At 73.4% G+C, this 15373-nt stretch carries 17 protein-coding genes; 11 read left to right on the plus strand and 6 right to left on the minus strand.

The features are described from left to right. Positions 1–111: 111 nt before the first annotated feature. Positions 112–1023: an A/G-specific adenine glycosylase gene (locus tag ACLQ26_RS12235; RefSeq protein WP_425744517.1), complete on the minus strand. Its 912-nt coding sequence runs from the start codon at positions 1021–1023 to the stop codon at positions 112–114. A 96-nt stretch (positions 1024–1119) separates the two neighbouring features. Between ACLQ26_RS12235 and ACLQ26_RS12240 the strand changes: the two genes are divergently transcribed. From ACLQ26_RS12240 to ACLQ26_RS12250, 3 genes are all read left to right on the plus strand, one after another. After that, a complete protein-coding gene (locus ACLQ26_RS12240) occupies positions 1120–1632 on the plus strand; it encodes a glycine cleavage system protein R (RefSeq protein ID WP_393297761.1) in 513 nt (170 codons plus the stop codon). After that, positions 1629–2225 (plus strand): peptide deformylase, encoded by a 597-nt coding sequence (locus ACLQ26_RS12245; RefSeq protein WP_425744518.1) that lies wholly within the window; start codon positions 1629–1631, stop codon positions 2223–2225. The genes ACLQ26_RS12240 and ACLQ26_RS12245 overlap by 4 nt, the downstream gene beginning before the upstream one ends. 118 nt (positions 2226–2343) lie before the next feature. Continuing rightward, positions 2344–3096, plus strand: coding sequence for a hypothetical protein (locus tag ACLQ26_RS12250; protein ID WP_425744519.1), 753 nt, complete (start codon positions 2344–2346; stop codon positions 3094–3096). A 6-nt stretch (positions 3097–3102) separates the two neighbouring features. Here the strand turns inward: ACLQ26_RS12250 and disA are convergent, their stop codons facing one another. The 4 genes from disA to ACLQ26_RS12270 form a co-directional block, all read right to left on the minus strand. Then, entirely contained in the window at positions 3103–4284 is a 1182-nt protein-coding gene (gene disA / locus ACLQ26_RS12255) for a DNA integrity scanning diadenylate cyclase DisA (protein ID WP_007466050.1), read from the minus strand. A 131-nt stretch (positions 4285–4415) separates the two neighbouring features. Further along, a complete protein-coding gene (radA, locus tag ACLQ26_RS12260; protein ID WP_425744520.1) occupies positions 4416–5873 on the minus strand; it encodes a DNA repair protein RadA in 1458 nt (485 codons plus the stop codon). Positions 5874–5958: 85 nt separating this feature from the next. Continuing rightward, positions 5959–6747 carry a hypothetical protein gene (locus ACLQ26_RS12265; RefSeq protein WP_425744521.1) on the minus strand — a complete coding sequence of 263 codons (789 nt, stop codon included), beginning with the start codon at positions 6745–6747 and terminating at the stop codon, positions 5959–5961. A gap of 139 nt (positions 6748–6886) precedes the next feature. Next, a complete protein-coding gene (locus ACLQ26_RS12270; RefSeq protein ID WP_425744806.1) occupies positions 6887–7726 on the minus strand; it encodes a UbiA family prenyltransferase in 840 nt (279 codons plus the stop codon). 46 nt (positions 7727–7772) lie between these two features. Here ACLQ26_RS12270 and ACLQ26_RS12275 point away from each other — a divergent pair, with 46 nt between their 5' ends. From ACLQ26_RS12275 to ACLQ26_RS12290, 4 genes are all read left to right on the plus strand, one after another. Next, the gene (locus ACLQ26_RS12275; protein WP_425744522.1) at positions 7773–8546 is read left to right on the plus strand and encodes a class I SAM-dependent methyltransferase; all 774 of its coding nucleotides are present in this window, start codon (positions 7773–7775) and stop codon (positions 8544–8546) included. Positions 8547–8589: 43 nt separating this feature from the next. Beyond that, on the plus strand, positions 8590–9756 hold the full coding sequence (locus tag ACLQ26_RS12280) for an acyl-CoA dehydrogenase family protein (RefSeq protein ID WP_425744523.1): 1167 nt from the start codon (positions 8590–8592) through the stop codon (positions 9754–9756). An 85-nt stretch (positions 9757–9841) separates the two neighbouring features. Then, complete coding sequence (locus tag ACLQ26_RS12285; protein WP_425744524.1) at positions 9842–10900, plus strand: type III polyketide synthase; 1059 nt, start codon at positions 9842–9844, stop codon at positions 10898–10900. A gap of 24 nt (positions 10901–10924) precedes the next feature. Continuing rightward, positions 10925–11539 (plus strand): hypothetical protein, encoded by a 615-nt coding sequence (locus ACLQ26_RS12290; protein WP_425744525.1) that lies wholly within the window; start codon positions 10925–10927, stop codon positions 11537–11539. Positions 11540–11552: 13 nt separating this feature from the next. Here ACLQ26_RS12290 and ACLQ26_RS12295 read toward each other — a convergent pair whose 3' ends face one another. Beyond that, positions 11553–12242, minus strand: a complete 690-nt coding sequence (locus tag ACLQ26_RS12295) for a hypothetical protein (RefSeq protein ID WP_425744526.1) — start codon at positions 12240–12242, stop codon at positions 11553–11555. 328 nt (positions 12243–12570) lie between these two features. Here ACLQ26_RS12295 and ACLQ26_RS12300 point away from each other — a divergent pair, with 328 nt between their 5' ends. The 4 genes from ACLQ26_RS12300 to ACLQ26_RS12315 are packed head-to-tail and all read left to right on the plus strand — an operon-like array spanning position 12571 to position 15346. Then, positions 12571–13056 (plus strand): CarD family transcriptional regulator, encoded by a 486-nt coding sequence (locus tag ACLQ26_RS12300; RefSeq protein ID WP_007073334.1) that lies wholly within the window; start codon positions 12571–12573, stop codon positions 13054–13056. 56 nt (positions 13057–13112) lie between these two features. Further along, complete coding sequence (ispD, locus tag ACLQ26_RS12305) at positions 13113–13808, plus strand: 2-C-methyl-D-erythritol 4-phosphate cytidylyltransferase (protein ID WP_425744527.1); 696 nt, start codon at positions 13113–13115, stop codon at positions 13806–13808. A 16-nt stretch (positions 13809–13824) separates the two neighbouring features. After that, positions 13825–14307 carry a 2-C-methyl-D-erythritol 2,4-cyclodiphosphate synthase gene (ispF, locus tag ACLQ26_RS12310; RefSeq protein WP_425744528.1) on the plus strand — a complete coding sequence of 161 codons (483 nt, stop codon included), beginning with the start codon at positions 13825–13827 and terminating at the stop codon, positions 14305–14307. Between the two features lie 10 nt (positions 14308–14317). Next, on the plus strand, positions 14318–15346 hold the full coding sequence (locus ACLQ26_RS12315; protein ID WP_425744529.1) for a tetratricopeptide repeat protein: 1029 nt from the start codon (positions 14318–14320) through the stop codon (positions 15344–15346). The last annotated feature ends 27 nt before the right edge of the window (positions 15347–15373 follow it).

Genomic DNA, 15373 nt, shown 5'->3' on the forward strand with positions numbered 1-15373 from the left:
CACTTTCCCTGATGTTGTGGGCCGAACACGATCTTGCGGCGAGGCGCGGCAGGGCGCTGCCCGCGCGGCGGGCGGGGTAGAGCAGGGCAGGGCAGGTCGGGGCGCGGTGGGTCAGGTGGTCAGGTCGGCTGTCGGGTGGGGTGGGCCGTCGCCGACGAGGCGGAAGCTGTCGGCTCCGGCCGGTTCGACAAGCCCGTCCTGCACGAGGCCGGCCAGGGCTCGGGCACGCTGGACGTCATCGGTCCAGACCTGGTCCAACAGTTGGTGCGGAACTGGCCCGATGGTCTCCCGGAGCACCCCGAGCAGCAGTCCGCGTACCTGCCGGTCGGTGCCCGCGTACCGCTGGGGACGCCGGCTCGGGCCGGTCGGTGGTGCCTGCCCGGAGGCCCGCCACGCGCAGACCGACTCGACGGGGCAGGCCGTACAGCGTGGTGACCGGGCTGTGCAGACCACCGCGCCCAGTTCCATGAAGGCGGCGCTGGCGAGTGCCGCCGCGGCCGGTTCCACCGGGAGCAGCTCCTCGGTGGCGACCAGGTCGGCGGGTCGGGTGACAGGTCCGGCGTCCGGTTCACCTGCCACAGCTCGGCAGACCACCCGTCGTACGTTCGTGTCGACCACCGGGTGCCGCTGCCCGTACGCGAACGCGGCCACCGCACGTGCCGTGTAGGTGCCCACGCCGGGCAGGGCCAGCAGTTGCTCCAGCCGGTCCGGCACCTGACCGCCGTGCCGCTCCACGATCGCGACCGCGCACTCCCGCAGTCGTACCGCCCGGCGGGGATAGCCGAGGCGCCCCCACATGCGGATCGCCTCGGCCTGGGTGTCGGCCGCCAGCGCGGCCGGGTCGGGCCAGCGGGCCAGCCAGGCGTGCCAGGCCGGCACCACCCGGACGACAGGGGTCTGCTGGAGCATGACCTCGCTGACCAGGATGGCCCACGGGGTGACCCCGGGTTCCCGCCATGGCAGGTCACGGGCGTGCTGCTGGAACCACCGGCTGACCAGTGTGGCGAAGTCGGGTTGAGTCATGGCGCCGTCGATGATGTCACGTGGTCGGTTCCCGCTGGATGGGCGGCTCGGGCGGGGTGTCGCGGTGACGATGGGCGGATCGGACAGAATGCGCTGATGAACGAGCTCGCGATCACCGTCATCGGCCGGGACCGGCCGGGCATCGTGGCCGACGTCGCCGAGGTGCTGGCCCGACTTGGCGCGAACCTCACCGACAGCACGATGACCCGGCTGCGGGGGCATTTCGCGATGACCCTCATCTGCACCGGGCCGGACGCCGCCGAGGTGGAGGCGGCGCTGGTGCCGCTGGCCGCCGAGGGTCAGCTGCTGGCGACCGTACGCGCGGTCACGCCGGACGGTGTGGTGGCCCCGGCGGGTGAGCCGTACGTGCTGGCGGTGCACGGTTCGGACCGGATGGGCATCGTCGCGGCGATGACCCGGGTGCTTGTGGACGCCGGCGGCAACGTGACCGACCTGAGCACCCGGTTGGCGGGTTCGCTCTACGTGGTGTTGGCCGAGGTCGAGTTGCCGGCGGGGGTCGCCGAGACGGTGACCGGGCGCCTGCACCGGACGGCCGCCGAGTTGGGGGTCGAGGTCACCCTTCGGCCGGCAGACCCGGACCTGCTGTGAGTGACGGGTGGAGCGGTCCGGACGACGGCCGGGACGTCGAGGCGTACGCCGGTCTGGGGGACTGGACGCCGGAGTCGCTGGGCGTGGCGGGCGAGGTGCGGGCCGTCGTTTCGGCCCCGCATCAGGTGTTGAGCCGGGCCGGGGACGAGGTGGATCCGACGGCCGAGGAGACGGTCCGGCTGGCCGCCGACCTGGTCGCCACGATGCGGGTCTCGCCGGGCTGCGTGGGGTTGGCGGCGCCGCAGGTAGGTGTGGCTGCCCGGGTCTTCGCCGTCGACGTGACGGGGCATCCGAAGGCGGTCACCGTGCACGGCACCTTCGTGCTCTGCAACGCCCGGGTGGTCGAGGCGACCCGCTGGAAGCCGGGTCGGGAGGGGTGCATGTCGGTGCCGGACCTGACCGGCGACGTGAAGCGGGCCAGTCGGCTGGTGGTGGAGGGTGACCTGCCGGGCAGTGGCGCCGCGGTCCGCCTGGTGACGGACGGCTTCGAGGCGCGGGCGTTGCAGCACGAGATCGACCACTGCGCCGGGCTGCTCTTCCTGGATCGGGTGGCCGGCGCGCACGCCGTCTACCAGCGCAAGGTCTACCTCTGAACGGGCACTCGGAGGTCGGTGCGTCCGTCCCCAGTGGAGGTTCGCCGCGCTGCTCCGGTGGCGCTCCGGCGCGTCGTGACGGGCTGGTGGGCGCCGCGCGGCTACGGTGGGGGGCATCATGCGTCTGACGGTCGGCCCCCTGCCACCCGCCGTGTACTGGCGGCGTCGCGCCGTCGTACTCGGAGCGGGGCTTCTTTTCCTGATTGTCCTGCTCTACTCGTGCACCGGCTCGGGTCGCTCCGGCGGTCGACCGAATGCGGGGGCGAGCCCGACGTCGACTGCGACGTCCACGGCGAGTCCCGGCCCGGGTGGTCTCGTGTTGACACCGCAGACGGGGGCCCCACCGGCGTCCGGGTCAGCCGATCCGAACGCTCCCGACCGGTCGGCCGATCCGAATGCCACGGACCCGAGCCCCGAGACCACAAGCAACAACCCGCCGCCCGGCTCGGCCGCCGGGTCGGGCGACGACGACGGCACCTGCACCGACGCGGAGATCAGCGTGACCTCGGTGGCGCGGCCCACCTCGGTGCAGCGCGGCGCGGTGGTCGACCTGCAACTGAAGATCAAGAACACCTCGGAGCGTACGTGCAGCCGCAACGTCGGCGCCGACCTCCAGGAGATCTTCATCAAGGCCGGTGCCGAGAAGGTGTGGTCCTCGGACACCTGCGGCAAGGTCCAGGGTTCGGATGTGCAGTCCTTCACGCCCGGGTTCGAGCGCTCCTACGAGGTGGGCTGGAACGGGCGGGACACCACCCGGTGCGATGGCGCCGGGCTGGCCGCCGGCCCGTTCCCGCAGGCCGGGACCTACCAGGTGTTCGCGCGGGTGGGCACCAAGTACAGCGCACCCGTGAAGATCACCATCACCGGCTGAGCCGGGTCAGACGTACCGCTCCAGGATGGATGCCTCGGCGAGCCGGGACAGACCCTCGCGGACGCCCCGGGCGCGGGCGTCGCCCACGCCCTCGACTGCCTGCAGGTCCTCCACCGTGGCGCCCAGCAGCCGCTGGAGGCTGCCGAAGTGCAGCACCAGGCGGTCGACTACGGCCACCGGCAGACGCGGCACCTTGGCCAGCAGCCGGAAGCCACGCGGGCTGACGGCGGCGTCCAGCGCGTCCGAGGCGGCCGGATAGCCGATGGCCTTGGCGACCGACACCAGGTCGATCAACTCGGTGGCACCGAGGAGATCCAGCTCGACGAGCGCCTCGTCCAGCGTGCGGGACTTGCGGCCGACCGGGAGGTAGTCCCGGATGACAAGCGTGCGGTCGGCGTCGACGCCGGCCATCAGCTCGTCGAGCTGAAGGGCGAGCAGTCGACCGTCGGTGCCCAGCTCCACGACGTAACCGGCGATCTCGTCGGCGATCCGGCGAACCATCTCCAGCCGCTGCACCACAGCCACCGCGTCGCGGACGGTGACCAGATCCTCGATCTCGAGTGCGGAGAGCGTGCCCGAGACCTCGTCCAGCCGGAGCTTGTATCGCTCGAGGGTGGCCAGCGCCTGGTTGGCGCGGGAGAGGATCGCCGCCGAGTCGTCGAGGACGTGTCGCTGGCCGTTGACGTAGAGGCTGATGATCCGCATCGACTGGCTGACCGAGATCACCGGGTAACCGGTCTGCCGAGCGACCCGCTCGGCGGTGCGGTGCCGGGTGCCCGACTCCTCCGTCGGGATGGACGGGTCGGGCATGAGGTGCACGGCCGCCCGGACGATGCGGGTGCCGTCGCTGGAGAGCACCACGGCGCCGTCCATCTTGCACAGCTCCCGGACCCGGGTCGCGGAGAACTCCACGTCCAGCGGGAAGCCGCCGGTGCAGAGACCCTCGACGACCTTGTCGTAGCCGAGCACGATGAGTGCGCCCGTGCGCCCCCGCAGGATGCGCTCCAACCCGTCCCGCAGCGCGGTGCCGGGTGCCATCAGGGCGAGGTTCGCCCGCAACGGATCGCCGGCGCTCCCGGCAGCGGCGGTCACGCTCACGCTGATCGGGCGGGCTGGCGAGCCCACGGCGCCGGTGCGGGCCTGGGGCGGCGCGCCGGCAGGCTTGGTGGTATCGCGGTCGATCGGCACGGGCACAGTCTACGGACTGCCGTGCGGTGGGTGCTGTCGTGGTTACTGTGATGTGTCACGATGCGGCCCTTCGAACCGTTTCCACTTGCGCCGATGCTGTCCGGTATCGCCGTCCGCGTCGACACACTGGGTCACTCGGCGGACGCGCGGGCCGCATGATGCAGTGCCGAGCGCACGTCAGTGACCTCGGTCACCCGCATCTGCTCGGGCCCGGCGCCGGTGCTGGTCGGGCCGCAACCCGGGGGGACCAGCGCCACCTTGAACCCCAGACGGGCCGCCTCGGCCAGCCGGCGCGGCACCGCCCCGACCCGGCGCACCTCGCCGGTCAGCCCCACTTCGCCGATCGCCACGAGGTGCGGGGCGATCGCCAGGTTGAGCCCGCCGGAGGCGACCGCCAGCGCGACGGCCAGGTCGGCCGCCGGCTCCACCACCCGGATGCCGCCCACGGTGGCCGCGAAGACCTCGCGGTCGTGCAGGGTCAACCGCTCGGTGCGTCGTTGCAGGACCGCGAGCACCATCGCCAGGCGGGCGGAGTCGAGGCCGGAGACCGTACGACGGGGCGAGCCGGCCACCGTCGCGCCGATCAGGGCCTGCACCTCGGTGACCAGGGCTCGCCGCCCCTCCATGGCCACCGTCACACACGTGCCGGGCACGGGTTCCGAGTAGCGGGTGAGGAACAGCCCGGACGGGTCGGCCAGGCTGCTGATGCCACCCTCGTGCATCTCGAAGCAGCCGACCTCGTCGGCCGCGCCGAACCGGTTCTTGACGCCGCGTACCAGCCGCAGCGAGGAGTGCTTGTCGCCCTCGAAGTGCAGCACCACGTCGACCAGGTGCTCCAGCACCCGGGGACCGGCCACCTGGCCGTCCTTGGTGACGTGCCCGACCAGCACTGTCGCGATGCCCCGCTCCTTGGCGACCGAGACCAGCGCGGCGGTGACCGCGCGCACCTGCGTCACCCCGCCGGGCACGCCCTCGGTGCCGGTGGTCGAGATGGTCTGCACCGAGTCGAGCACCAGCAGGCCGGGCTTGACCGTGTCGAGGTGCCCGAGCACCGAGCCCAGGTCGCTCTCGGCCGCCAGGTAGAGCTTGTCGTGCAGGGTGCCCATCCGCTCGGCACGCAACCGGACCTGGCTGACCGACTCTTCCCCGCTGACCACGAGGGAGGGGCTGCCGGCGCCCACCGCCCAGTGCTGCGCCACGTCGAGCAGGAGGGTGGACTTGCCGACGCCGGGCTCGCCGGCGAGCAGCACCACGGCCCCGGGCACCAGCCCGCCGCCGAGCACCCGGTCGAGCTCACTCACACCTGTGGGCACGGCACGGGCCGGGGCCGCGCTGATGGTGGCGATCGGCCGGGCCGGCTCGGACGGCAGCCGGGAGCTGACCACTCGACCGGCCACCGTCGGGCCGGTGACAGTGCTCTCGACCACCGCGCCCCACTCGCCGCACTCCGGGCAGCGGCCCACCCACTTGGGCGGCTGGTGCCCGCAGGCGTCGCACTCGTATGCCGGACGCGGCTCGCGGGTGGCGGACCGGCCGCGGGCGGCACCGGCCGTGCCGGCACGCGGAGAGGTCGATCGGGAGGTGGTCACACCAGGACGCTAGCCCTCTCGTACGACGAAAACACCCCGGCGTGGTGGTTCCCACGCCGGGGCGTTCGTCGATGTCGGGGTCGGGTCAGTCGTGGGTGGTGCCACCCTCGTCGCCCTCGTGGCCGCCCTCACGCTCGATGATCGGCGAGACGGGCGCGGCCGGGGTGAGCGGCACCGCGATCGGCGCCTGACCGGTGACCGTGTTGCCGTTGCCGAAGTCGAAGGTCACGACGACGCTCTGGCCGGAGCGCAGCGCCTCGGTGAGGCCCACCAGCCGCAGCTGGGTGGTGGCCTCCGAGTTGAGCTGGAGGTAGCTCAGCGGGGCCAGCTCGATCCGGGCGGGCTGGCCGGGCGCGGCGGCGCTCGCCGAGCCCGACGCCCGCGCCGACTCCGGGGCGGACGGGGTCGCCGAGGACGAACCGGTCTCGGACGGGGTCGCCGACGGGCTGGCCGAGCCGGACTCGGGGGCCGACGGGGTGGCCGAGCCGGACGCGGAGGTCGACGGCGTGGCGGAGGCCGACTCCGAGGCGGACGGCGTCGGGCTCGCCGAGCCGCCCGAGATCACCACGTCGCGGGCGCCCTGGGTGGTGACGGTGACCGTCACGGTGTTCTTCGAGTCGTTGTAGATCACGGCGTTGAGCGGGGCGTCCTGGCCGGCCCGGTAGCCCTCGGTGCCCGGGTAGGTGACCAGCAGGCCACGCACCGAGTAGACGCCGTTGGGGCTCGTGAGGTTGACGCCCTGGACCGACGGCTCCTTCAAAGCCGTCTCGGCGATCTGGCCGGCGCCGCATCCGGACGCGAGCAGGCTGGTAGCAGCCGCCATCCCGGACAGCAGCAGGGCTGCCCGCCGGGATCCCCTGATCGAGCGCGTCACGTCGGTCCTCCTCGTTACGATCCCCACCCGGCCGCACGCCGGGCACGGTGGCCATACCCGCGCAGACCGCGCTCCAGGGTAGTTGGAGCTGATCGAGGCCCGCACGCGGACCCGGCAATGCCACCTCTCCGGGTGCCCCTCACACCACCCGACCGCTCGCGACCAGCAGGACGACGTCGATCAGGGCCACCAGCATGACCGCCCGGAAGGCGGACACCGGCCGCCGGCCCGCCCGGGCCGCCGAGCGTCCGGCGTACCAGCTCAGTGGCGGCACGACGGCGGCCGTGCCGACCGCCGCCAGCCCGAGGGCCGACGGTGGCCCGGGCGGCCCCAGGACCAGGACGGCGGTCGCGGCGAGGAGCAGCCCGGCCGCCGCCGCCCGGCTGCCCGCCGCGCCGAGGCGGTGCGGCAGGCCCCGCACCCCCGTGCGGGCGTCGTCGGCCAGGTCGGGCAGCACGTTCGCGAAGTGCGCGCCGGCGCCCAGGCAGGCCGCCGCCGCCGGCAGCCAGGCCGGCGGGGTCGGCTCGCCAGGGAGCGCCAGCACCACGAAGGCGGGCAGCGCGCCGAACGACACGGCGTAGGGCAGCACCGAGAAGGCGGTGGCCTTGAGCGGCCAGTCGTAGAGCAGCGCGGAGACCAGGGCGATCGTGAGCCAGAGCGCCGCCACGGGGTTCGTGGTCAGCGCCAGCAGCGGGCAGGCCAGCGCGGCCACCGCAGCGGCCCAGGCCGTGACGCGCCGGCCCACCGCGCCGGCGGCGACCGGTTTGTCGGTACGCCCCACAGTGGCGTCCCGCTCGGCGTCCAACGCGTCGTTGGTCCAGCCGACGGCGAGCTGGCTGGCGAGTACGGCGAGCACCACCGAGACAATTCCCGACGGTCGGTGCCCCACTCCCCAGGCCAGCAGACCGGACACCGTGGTCACTGCGGCGGCCGGTTCCGGATGGCTCGCTCTGACCAGCCCTAACACCCTCGACGACATAAGGGAAGTCTGGTCGTTACCGAGCAGTCGTGCCACGCTCGGTGCCATGCGAGACGTGGCTGCGGCCGCGGCGTCCACCGGTCCCCGGGTGCTGCCGCGCAACGATCCGCGCCAGTACGACGACCTGGCCGGTGAGTGGTGGCGGCCCGATGGCGCGTTCGCGATGCTGCACTGGCTGGCCGCGGCCCGCGCGGCGCTCGTGCCGCCGGCGACGCGCCCGGGTGCGGTCCTGGTCGACCTGGGCTGCGGCGCCGGGCTGCTCGCGCCGCATGTCGCCGGCAGGGGATACCGGCATGTCGGTGTCGACCTGACCCGCTCGGCGTTGGTCCAGGCCGCCGGGCACGGGGTGCGCGTGGTCCAGGGTGATGTCACGGCGGTGCCGCTGCCGGACGGTTGCGCCGACGTGGTCTCCGCCGGTGAGCTGCTGGAACATGTGCCCGACTGGCGGCGCGCGGTGGCCGAGGCGTGTCGGTTGCTGCGCCCGAATGGCCTCCTGGTGCTGGACACCCTGAATGACACGGCGCTGGCCCGGCTGGTCGCGGTGCGGATCGCCGAGCGGCTGCCGACGGTGCCACGGGGTATCCACGATCCACGGTTGTTCGTGGACGCTCGTGCCCTCGTTGCCGAGTGCGCCCGGCACGGTGTCGAGCTGCACCTGCGCGGCATCCGACCGCAGGTGGGCGGCCTGCTCGCCTGGCTGGTGCGGCGGGCACGCGCGGCGCGGGCGCCGGGCGCGACGTCCACAGGGCGTGCGCCGCGCATCGTGCCGACCCGGTCCACCGCCGTGCTCTACCAGGGCCAGGGGGTCCGCAGAGGATAGTCCGCTCGTGGCGGGGGTATGGGGACGCCGAGAAGGGAGCGATATGACGGTGCACGCGCTTGAGGCGGCCCGCCGGTTGGCGCCGCGATTCGCCGCGCGGGCGGCGGAGCACGACCGGGACGGCTCCTTTCCGGTCGACGACTTCCGTGATCTGCGGGAGGCGGGCCTGTTCGGGTTGATGGTGCCCCGCGCGCTGGGCGGCCTGGGCGCCAGCTTCGCCGAGTACGCGGCGGTGGCCACCGAACTTGCCCGGGGCAACGGCGCGACGGCGCTGGTGTTCAATATGCACGCCTCGGTGACCGGTGCGCTCGGCGCGGTGACCGAGGAGTTGGCCGAGGCGCTGGGCGTACCGGACGAGGCGCTGGCGGCCCGGGACCGGCTGCTCACCGCCGCCGCCCAGGGCTCCTGGTACGCCGTCGCGATGAGCGAGCGCGGCGCCGGTGCCCGACTCTCCCAGCTGAACACGGTCTACGAGCCGACCGACGGCGGGTGGCACCTCAAGGGCAGCAAGACCTTCTGCTCGGGGGCGGGGCACGCCGACGGTTACCTGGTGGCGGCGCGCAGCTCCGCCGACCAGTCGGTGGTGTCGCAGTTCCTGGTGCCGGCCGGTGACGGGCTGACCGTCGAGCCGACCTGGGACGCCCTCGGCATGCGTGCCACCTCGTCGCACGACCTGCACCTGGACGTCACAGTGCCGGCCGACCGGCTGCTCGGCGGCGTGGAGGGGCTGGCGCTTGTGGTCGCCCAGCTGATGCCGCACTGGTTGGTGGCCAGTTACGCGGCCGTCTACGTGGGGGTGGCCCGGGCGGCGATCGACGCGGCGGCCGAGCATCTCAACGCCCGCAACCTGGCCGGCCTGCCGGCGGTGCGGGCCCGGCTGGGTCGGGCGGACGCGGCGACGGCGGCGGCCCAACTGGTGGTGGCCGAGGCGGCCCGTCGGGTGGACGACGCCCCGGGCGACGCGGAGACCAACCGCTGGGTGTGGCGGGCGAAGCTGCTCGCGGGCACCACGGCAGCCGAGGTGGCGGCGTCGGTGCTGGAGGCGGCGGGCACGTCGGCGACCCGGCGCGGTCATCCGTTGGAGCGGCTCTACCGGGACGCCCGCTGCGGCTCACTGCACCCGGCCACCTCGGACGTCTGCGCCGACTGGCTGGGCATCGCCGCGCTGGGCGGGGACCCGGACCGCGACGGATCGGCACCGCGTTGGTGAGCCGGCGCCGCGGGACACGTACGGAGGAGAGGCCGGCCCGGGAGGCCGGTGGGACGACCAGGGGGAGGACAGCGTTTGACGAGAGGTGGGGATCGTGTCCGTACCAGTGATCGCGGGGCTCGGGACGGCGCAGCCGCCGTCCGCTTCGCAGGACGAGTTGTGGGAGGGGTTCTTCTCCCGGCACTTCTCCGGCACCACCCGGTCGTTGGCCCAACGCATCTTCGCGAATTCGGGGGTGACCCGACGTCAGGCCGCGGTCAACCCGTTGCTGGAGGACGTCTCGGACTGGCCGACCGAGCGCCGGATGCGGCGCTACCAGGTGGAGGCGTTGCCGCTGGGTAAGGAGGCGGTGGGGCGTGCGCTGACGGCGGCCGGGCTGGACGCCGGTGACGTGGGCCTGTTCATCGTCTGCTCCTGCACCGGGTACGCCACCCCGGGGCTGGACATCCTGCTCGCCCGTGACCTGGGCATGGCACCGGACACCCAGCGGATGTTCGTCGGCCACATGGGCTGCTACGCGGCGCTTCCGGGGTTGGGCGCGGCGAGTGACTTCGTCACCGCCCGGGGTCGTCCGGCGCTGCTGCTCTGCGCGGAGCTGACCAGCCTGCACATCCAGCCGTCCACCGCACGGGTGGACACCCAGCAGATCGTGTCGCACGCGCTCTTCTCGGACGCCGCGGTCGCCGCCGTGGTGGTGCCGGGCGGCCGGGGGTACGCGTTGCGCGAGGTCACGTCGGTCACCGACACCTCGACCGCCGACCACATGACCTGGGACGTCACCGACGCCGGGTTCCGGATGGGGTTGTCGCCGAAGGTGCCGCAGGTGCTCTCCCGGCACGTTCGTGCCCTGGTGGACGGCCTGCTGGCCCGGCACGGCGGCGTCAGCTCCGACGTGGACGGCTGGGCCGTGCATCCCGGTGGGCCACGCATCCTCAACGTGGTCGAGCGGGAGTTGGCGCTGCCGCCGGAGGCGTTGGCCGCGTCCCGGGCGACGCTCGACGAGCACGGCAACTGCTCCTCACCGACCGTCCTGTTGATCCTGGACCGTTTGATGCGTTCGACGCCGTCGCCCCGACGGGTCCTGATGCTGGCGTTCGGTCCGGGCCTCACCCTGTACGCGGCTCTGCTCGATCGACAGGACTGAGCGTCCGGCCGGTACGCTCACCACATGGATGCGGCGGACGACCGGTTGCGGTCGGCGGTGCTGGCCGGGGTGGCGGTGGCCGCCCTGGCGGTGGGCGGTTGGTGGTGGCGGGCCGCCGCTCCGGACACGACTGCCGGTTCGGTTCGTCCGGAGGCGACGCCGAGCACGGGGCCGTCGGTCAGCACCGCCCTGGAGCGGCTCGTGGCCTCGGGGGTGCCCGAGGGGCGGGTGACGTTTCGGGTGGATCCTCAGACCGGCGAGGCCGTCGAGGTCGAGCGCCGCCCGGCGATCGACCCGCAGTCGTCGCGCACCCTCGGCTCCGAGGACGCCCCGGGCGATCTGCCCGTGTTCCTGTCGACGGTCTGGCGGGAGCAGCGGGAACTCGCCCCGGGCGAGGATGTGACCAGGCAGGCCGACAACGACGGCACCCACTATGTGCTGCAGTACCGGTGCACCCGGCCCGGCACGCTGGCCGTGGCCGGTGCCGGGGCCGAGATCGCCGGTCCGGCGCGCATCGACTGCGACGGCGCGGTGGCCACCGCCGACGTGCTGCCCGGCAGCGGGCCGTTCCGGGTCTCGCTGTCGGCCGTGGGCGACCAACCCATCGACGTCGAGGCGCAACTCGTCGCGATTCCCTGAGCGGGAGGGCCGGTCAGGCGGCGAGGGTGGCCAGGTCCTGCCGGTACGCCTCGACCGGCCCCACCTCGGGCAGCACCCGGGTCACGACGCCCGAGCGGTCGACAAGCAGTGCGGTAAGTGTGCCGGGGCGGGCCGGTTGACCCAGGAACGAGCGCAGCCCGCCGGCGGGGTCGGCAAGTGTCCGTACGCCGTTCGCTGGCGGCGGGGTCTCGACCGTCCGTCCGCCGGCCACGGTGATCACGGCGACGCCGGCCGGTGCCGCCGCGGCCGCCTCGACGACCCGCTCCGGGCAGGGGCAGCCGTCCACCAGGATGATCATGGCGGGCAGCAGGCCGCGCAGCGGGACCGGTGCCTGGGAGGCGTCGACCAGGTCCAACGCGGGCAGCGGCCGGCCGGTGAGCGCGACTGGTGGCGTGGCGGGTGCCGGGGTGGGTCGGTCGGTGCCCCGGCCGGCGCGGGGCCAGGTCACGGCGAGCAGGCCGGCCAGGGTGGTGAGCAGCGCCACCAACAGGACCACCAGCGGGAGGGTGAGGGCCTGGTGCCCGCTGTGGCGGCCGGCCGACCGGCGCAGCTCGCGGCGTACCTGCGCGGCCTCGCTGGCCAGGGCCGAGGCGTCATCGGGAACGACGACGCGACCCCACTCGGGTGGCAGGTCGGGCAGGCCGTCGGGCGGCCCGTGGCCCTCTGCGTCCGGCTTGCCCATCGGACCCCCAGGAAGCGTCTCGTGAGCGGCGTGTGACTCGGCCTCAAGCGTCCCGCACCGGGGGCACCTCCCGCTACACCTGGGCGCACTTCCGCCGGGCGGGATACCATGGGAGGAGCGCATAGCCCTTGATCTCGACGTTCTGTTCACCCGTATCGGGAAGTCATCCGTGCGTTACAGAGCGTGTTCGAACCATCGGTTTGACCGCCTGTCAAGCTGAAGAAAGACCTCTCACAGGGCCCCTGAGCTGCGCCAATGGTCAGGACATCGGTGAGACATCGTTGCCTGACCGTGTTACCCTAGACACAGCGAAAGGGGTTTCGAACCTATGGTTTTCAGTGTCGGCGAGACCGTTGTTTACCCCCACCACGGGGCCGCACTCATCGAGGCAATCGAGACTCGGGTCATCAAGGGCGAGCCTAAGCAATATCTCGTCCTGAGGGTCGCGCAGGGTGACCTGACGGTCCGGGTGCCGGCCGAGAATGCCGAGATCGTGGGCGTCCGTGAGGTGGTCGGCGAAGAGGGCCTCGGTAAGGTCTTCGACGTTCTCCGGGCTCCGCACACCGAGGAGCCGACCAACTGGTCGCGGCGTTACAAGGCAAACCTGGAAAAGCTGGCCTCCGGCAATCCGCTGAAGGTCGCCGAGGTCGTGCGTGACCTGTGGCGCCGGGAGCGGGAGCGGGGCCTCTCCGCAGGCGAGAAGCGGATGCTGGCCAAGGCCCGCGACATTCTCGTCGGCGAGGTCGCGCTGGCTGAGAAGAGCACCAAGGACGAGGCGGAGACGCTGCTCGACAAGGTCCTCACCGAGGCCTAGTCCGCACAGCATCGTCGTACCCACTTCGTAGCGAAGAAACCACCGAGGACCGTGACGTGACCGCGCAGCTCAATCCGCGCGGTGACGTCGCGGTCCTCGTGCCTGCGGCGGGTGCCGGCGTACGGCTCGGTCCCGGCCGACCGAAGGCGCTGCGCCTGCTCGCGGGCGAGCCGCTGCTGGTGCACGCCGTGCGCCGGCTCGCCGCCGCCGCATCGGTGCACACGATCGTGGTGGCCGCGCCCGTGGCCGAGGTGGCGGGCGTCCGTGAGCTGTTGGCCCCGGTGGCGCCGGTGATCGTGGTGCCCGGTGGCGCCGAGCGGCAGGCATCGGTCGCCGCCGCGCTGGCAGCGGTACCGGCCGGTCCGTCGATCATCCTGGTGCACGACGCCGCCCGCGCCTTGACCCCACCCGAGCTCGTCGAATCGGTAGCCGCCGCGGTCCGTGCTGGTCGGGCCGCCGTGATACCGGTCCTGCCGGTCGTCGACACGATCAAGGAGGTCGACGTCGACGAGGTGGTGCTGGGCACCGTCGACCGGGCCGCCCTGCGGGCGGTGCAGACCCCGCAGGGCTTCCGCCGGTCCGTCCTGACCGCCGCGCACGCCGCGGCCGGCGATCCGCTCACCGACGACGCGGGCCTGGTCGAGAAGCAGGGCGTCGCGGTGAGCTGCGTGCCCGGATCGGAGTACGCCCTGAAGATCACCCGTCCGTTCGACCTGGCGTTGGCCGAGCACCTGCTCGCGGCTGGCGGCTGACGCGTAACCTCTGCTCATGATCGTTCCTCGGGTGGCCATCGGCACCGACGTGCACGCGTTCGAGCCGGGCCGGCCCTGCTGGGTGGCCGGGCTGCTCTGGCCCGACCAGGACGGTCTCGCCGGGCACTCGGACGCCGACGTCGCCGCCCATGCCGCCTGCAACGCGCTGCTCTCCGCCGCCGGTCTCGGTGACCTCGGCGCAGCCTTCGGGGTGGGCCAGCCGGAGTGGGCCGGGGCGTCCGGAGTGGCGCTGCTGGCCGAGACGGCCCGCCGGGTGCGGGCCGCCGGCCTGGAGATCGGCAACGTGTCAGTGCAGATCGTCGGCAACCGCCCCAAGATCGGCCGCCGTCGGGACGAGGCCCAGCAGGTGCTCTCCGACGCTGTAGGCGCCCCGGTCACCGTCTCCGCCGCGACCACCGACGGGCTCGGTTTCACAGGCCGTGAGGAAGGCCTGGCGGGCATCGCGGTCGCCCTGGTGTACGACGCGCCGGCCGCCTAGGCTCGCCGCGATGTCCACCGAACCCGCCCCCGACCGGTTCGCCGGCGACGGCTATCTCGAACGCGCCCAGCTCCTCGCCGAGCTGGGACGCCACGACGAGGCGGCCGGCGAGCTGACCGAGGGGCTCGTGCTGAAGCCCGCGGATTCGCAAGCCCTCACCATGCTGGCCCGGGTGCATCTCGCCGCCGACCGGCCGGTCGACGCGCTCGCCGCCGCCGACGCGGCAGTGGCCGCCGCACCGGAGGCGCTGCCGGCGCTGGTCGTCCGGGCCCTGGCGCTTGTCGACCTGGGGCGCTACGCCGACGCGGCGACCACTGCCGATCGACTCCTGGCGCTCGGGCCGACCGACGCGTACGCCCAGCGCAGCGCGGCGGCGATCCTGGCCGATTCGCGCAACGGGCAGCCGGCGCTGAACGCGGCCTGGCGTGGGGTGGAGCTGGCCCCGCAGGAGCCGCAGGCGCACCTGGTGCTCAGCCTGGTCGCGGCCCGGCTGGGGCTGTTCGACCTGGCCGAGCGGGCCTACCGGGAGGCCCTGCGGCTCGATCCGCGCCTCACCGACGCCGGGCACGACGTCGGCGTTCTGCGCCTGGAGCAGCGCCGCTGGGCGGAGGCGTTGGAGCAGGTCGCGGAGACGGTGACGCTCGGCCCGAGCCGGATCGACTCCCCGCGTACCCTCGCGTACGGCCTGTACCGCCTGGTGCTCTACGGCGCGGGCTGGTCGTTGGTCGCCGCGGTGGTGGTGGCGTTCGCGGCCTCGACGAGTGACGGGTTCTCTCGTGTCCTGGCGGTGCTCGCGGCCCTGGCCGGCGGCGTCGTGGTCTGGCAGCTCGCGGCCCGCCTGCCGGGGCTCACCCGGACCGTCCTCCCCGCCATGCTGCGCGCGGACCGCACGATGGCCCTGGCGATCTACGCGGTGGCCGCCGCGCCGCTGCTACTGCTCGTGTACGCGGTGGTCGGCTCCCCGTGGCCGCTGGTGCTGGCGATCGTCGCCACCGCGATAGCCGAGTTCGCCATCTTCACCAGAACAACCTTCCGCTAACCAAAGCAAACCCACCAAAGGCAACAC

It is taken from the genome of Micromonospora sp. DT43 (assembly GCF_049841645.1).
Taxonomy (GTDB): domain Bacteria; phylum Actinomycetota; class Actinomycetes; order Mycobacteriales; family Micromonosporaceae; genus Micromonospora.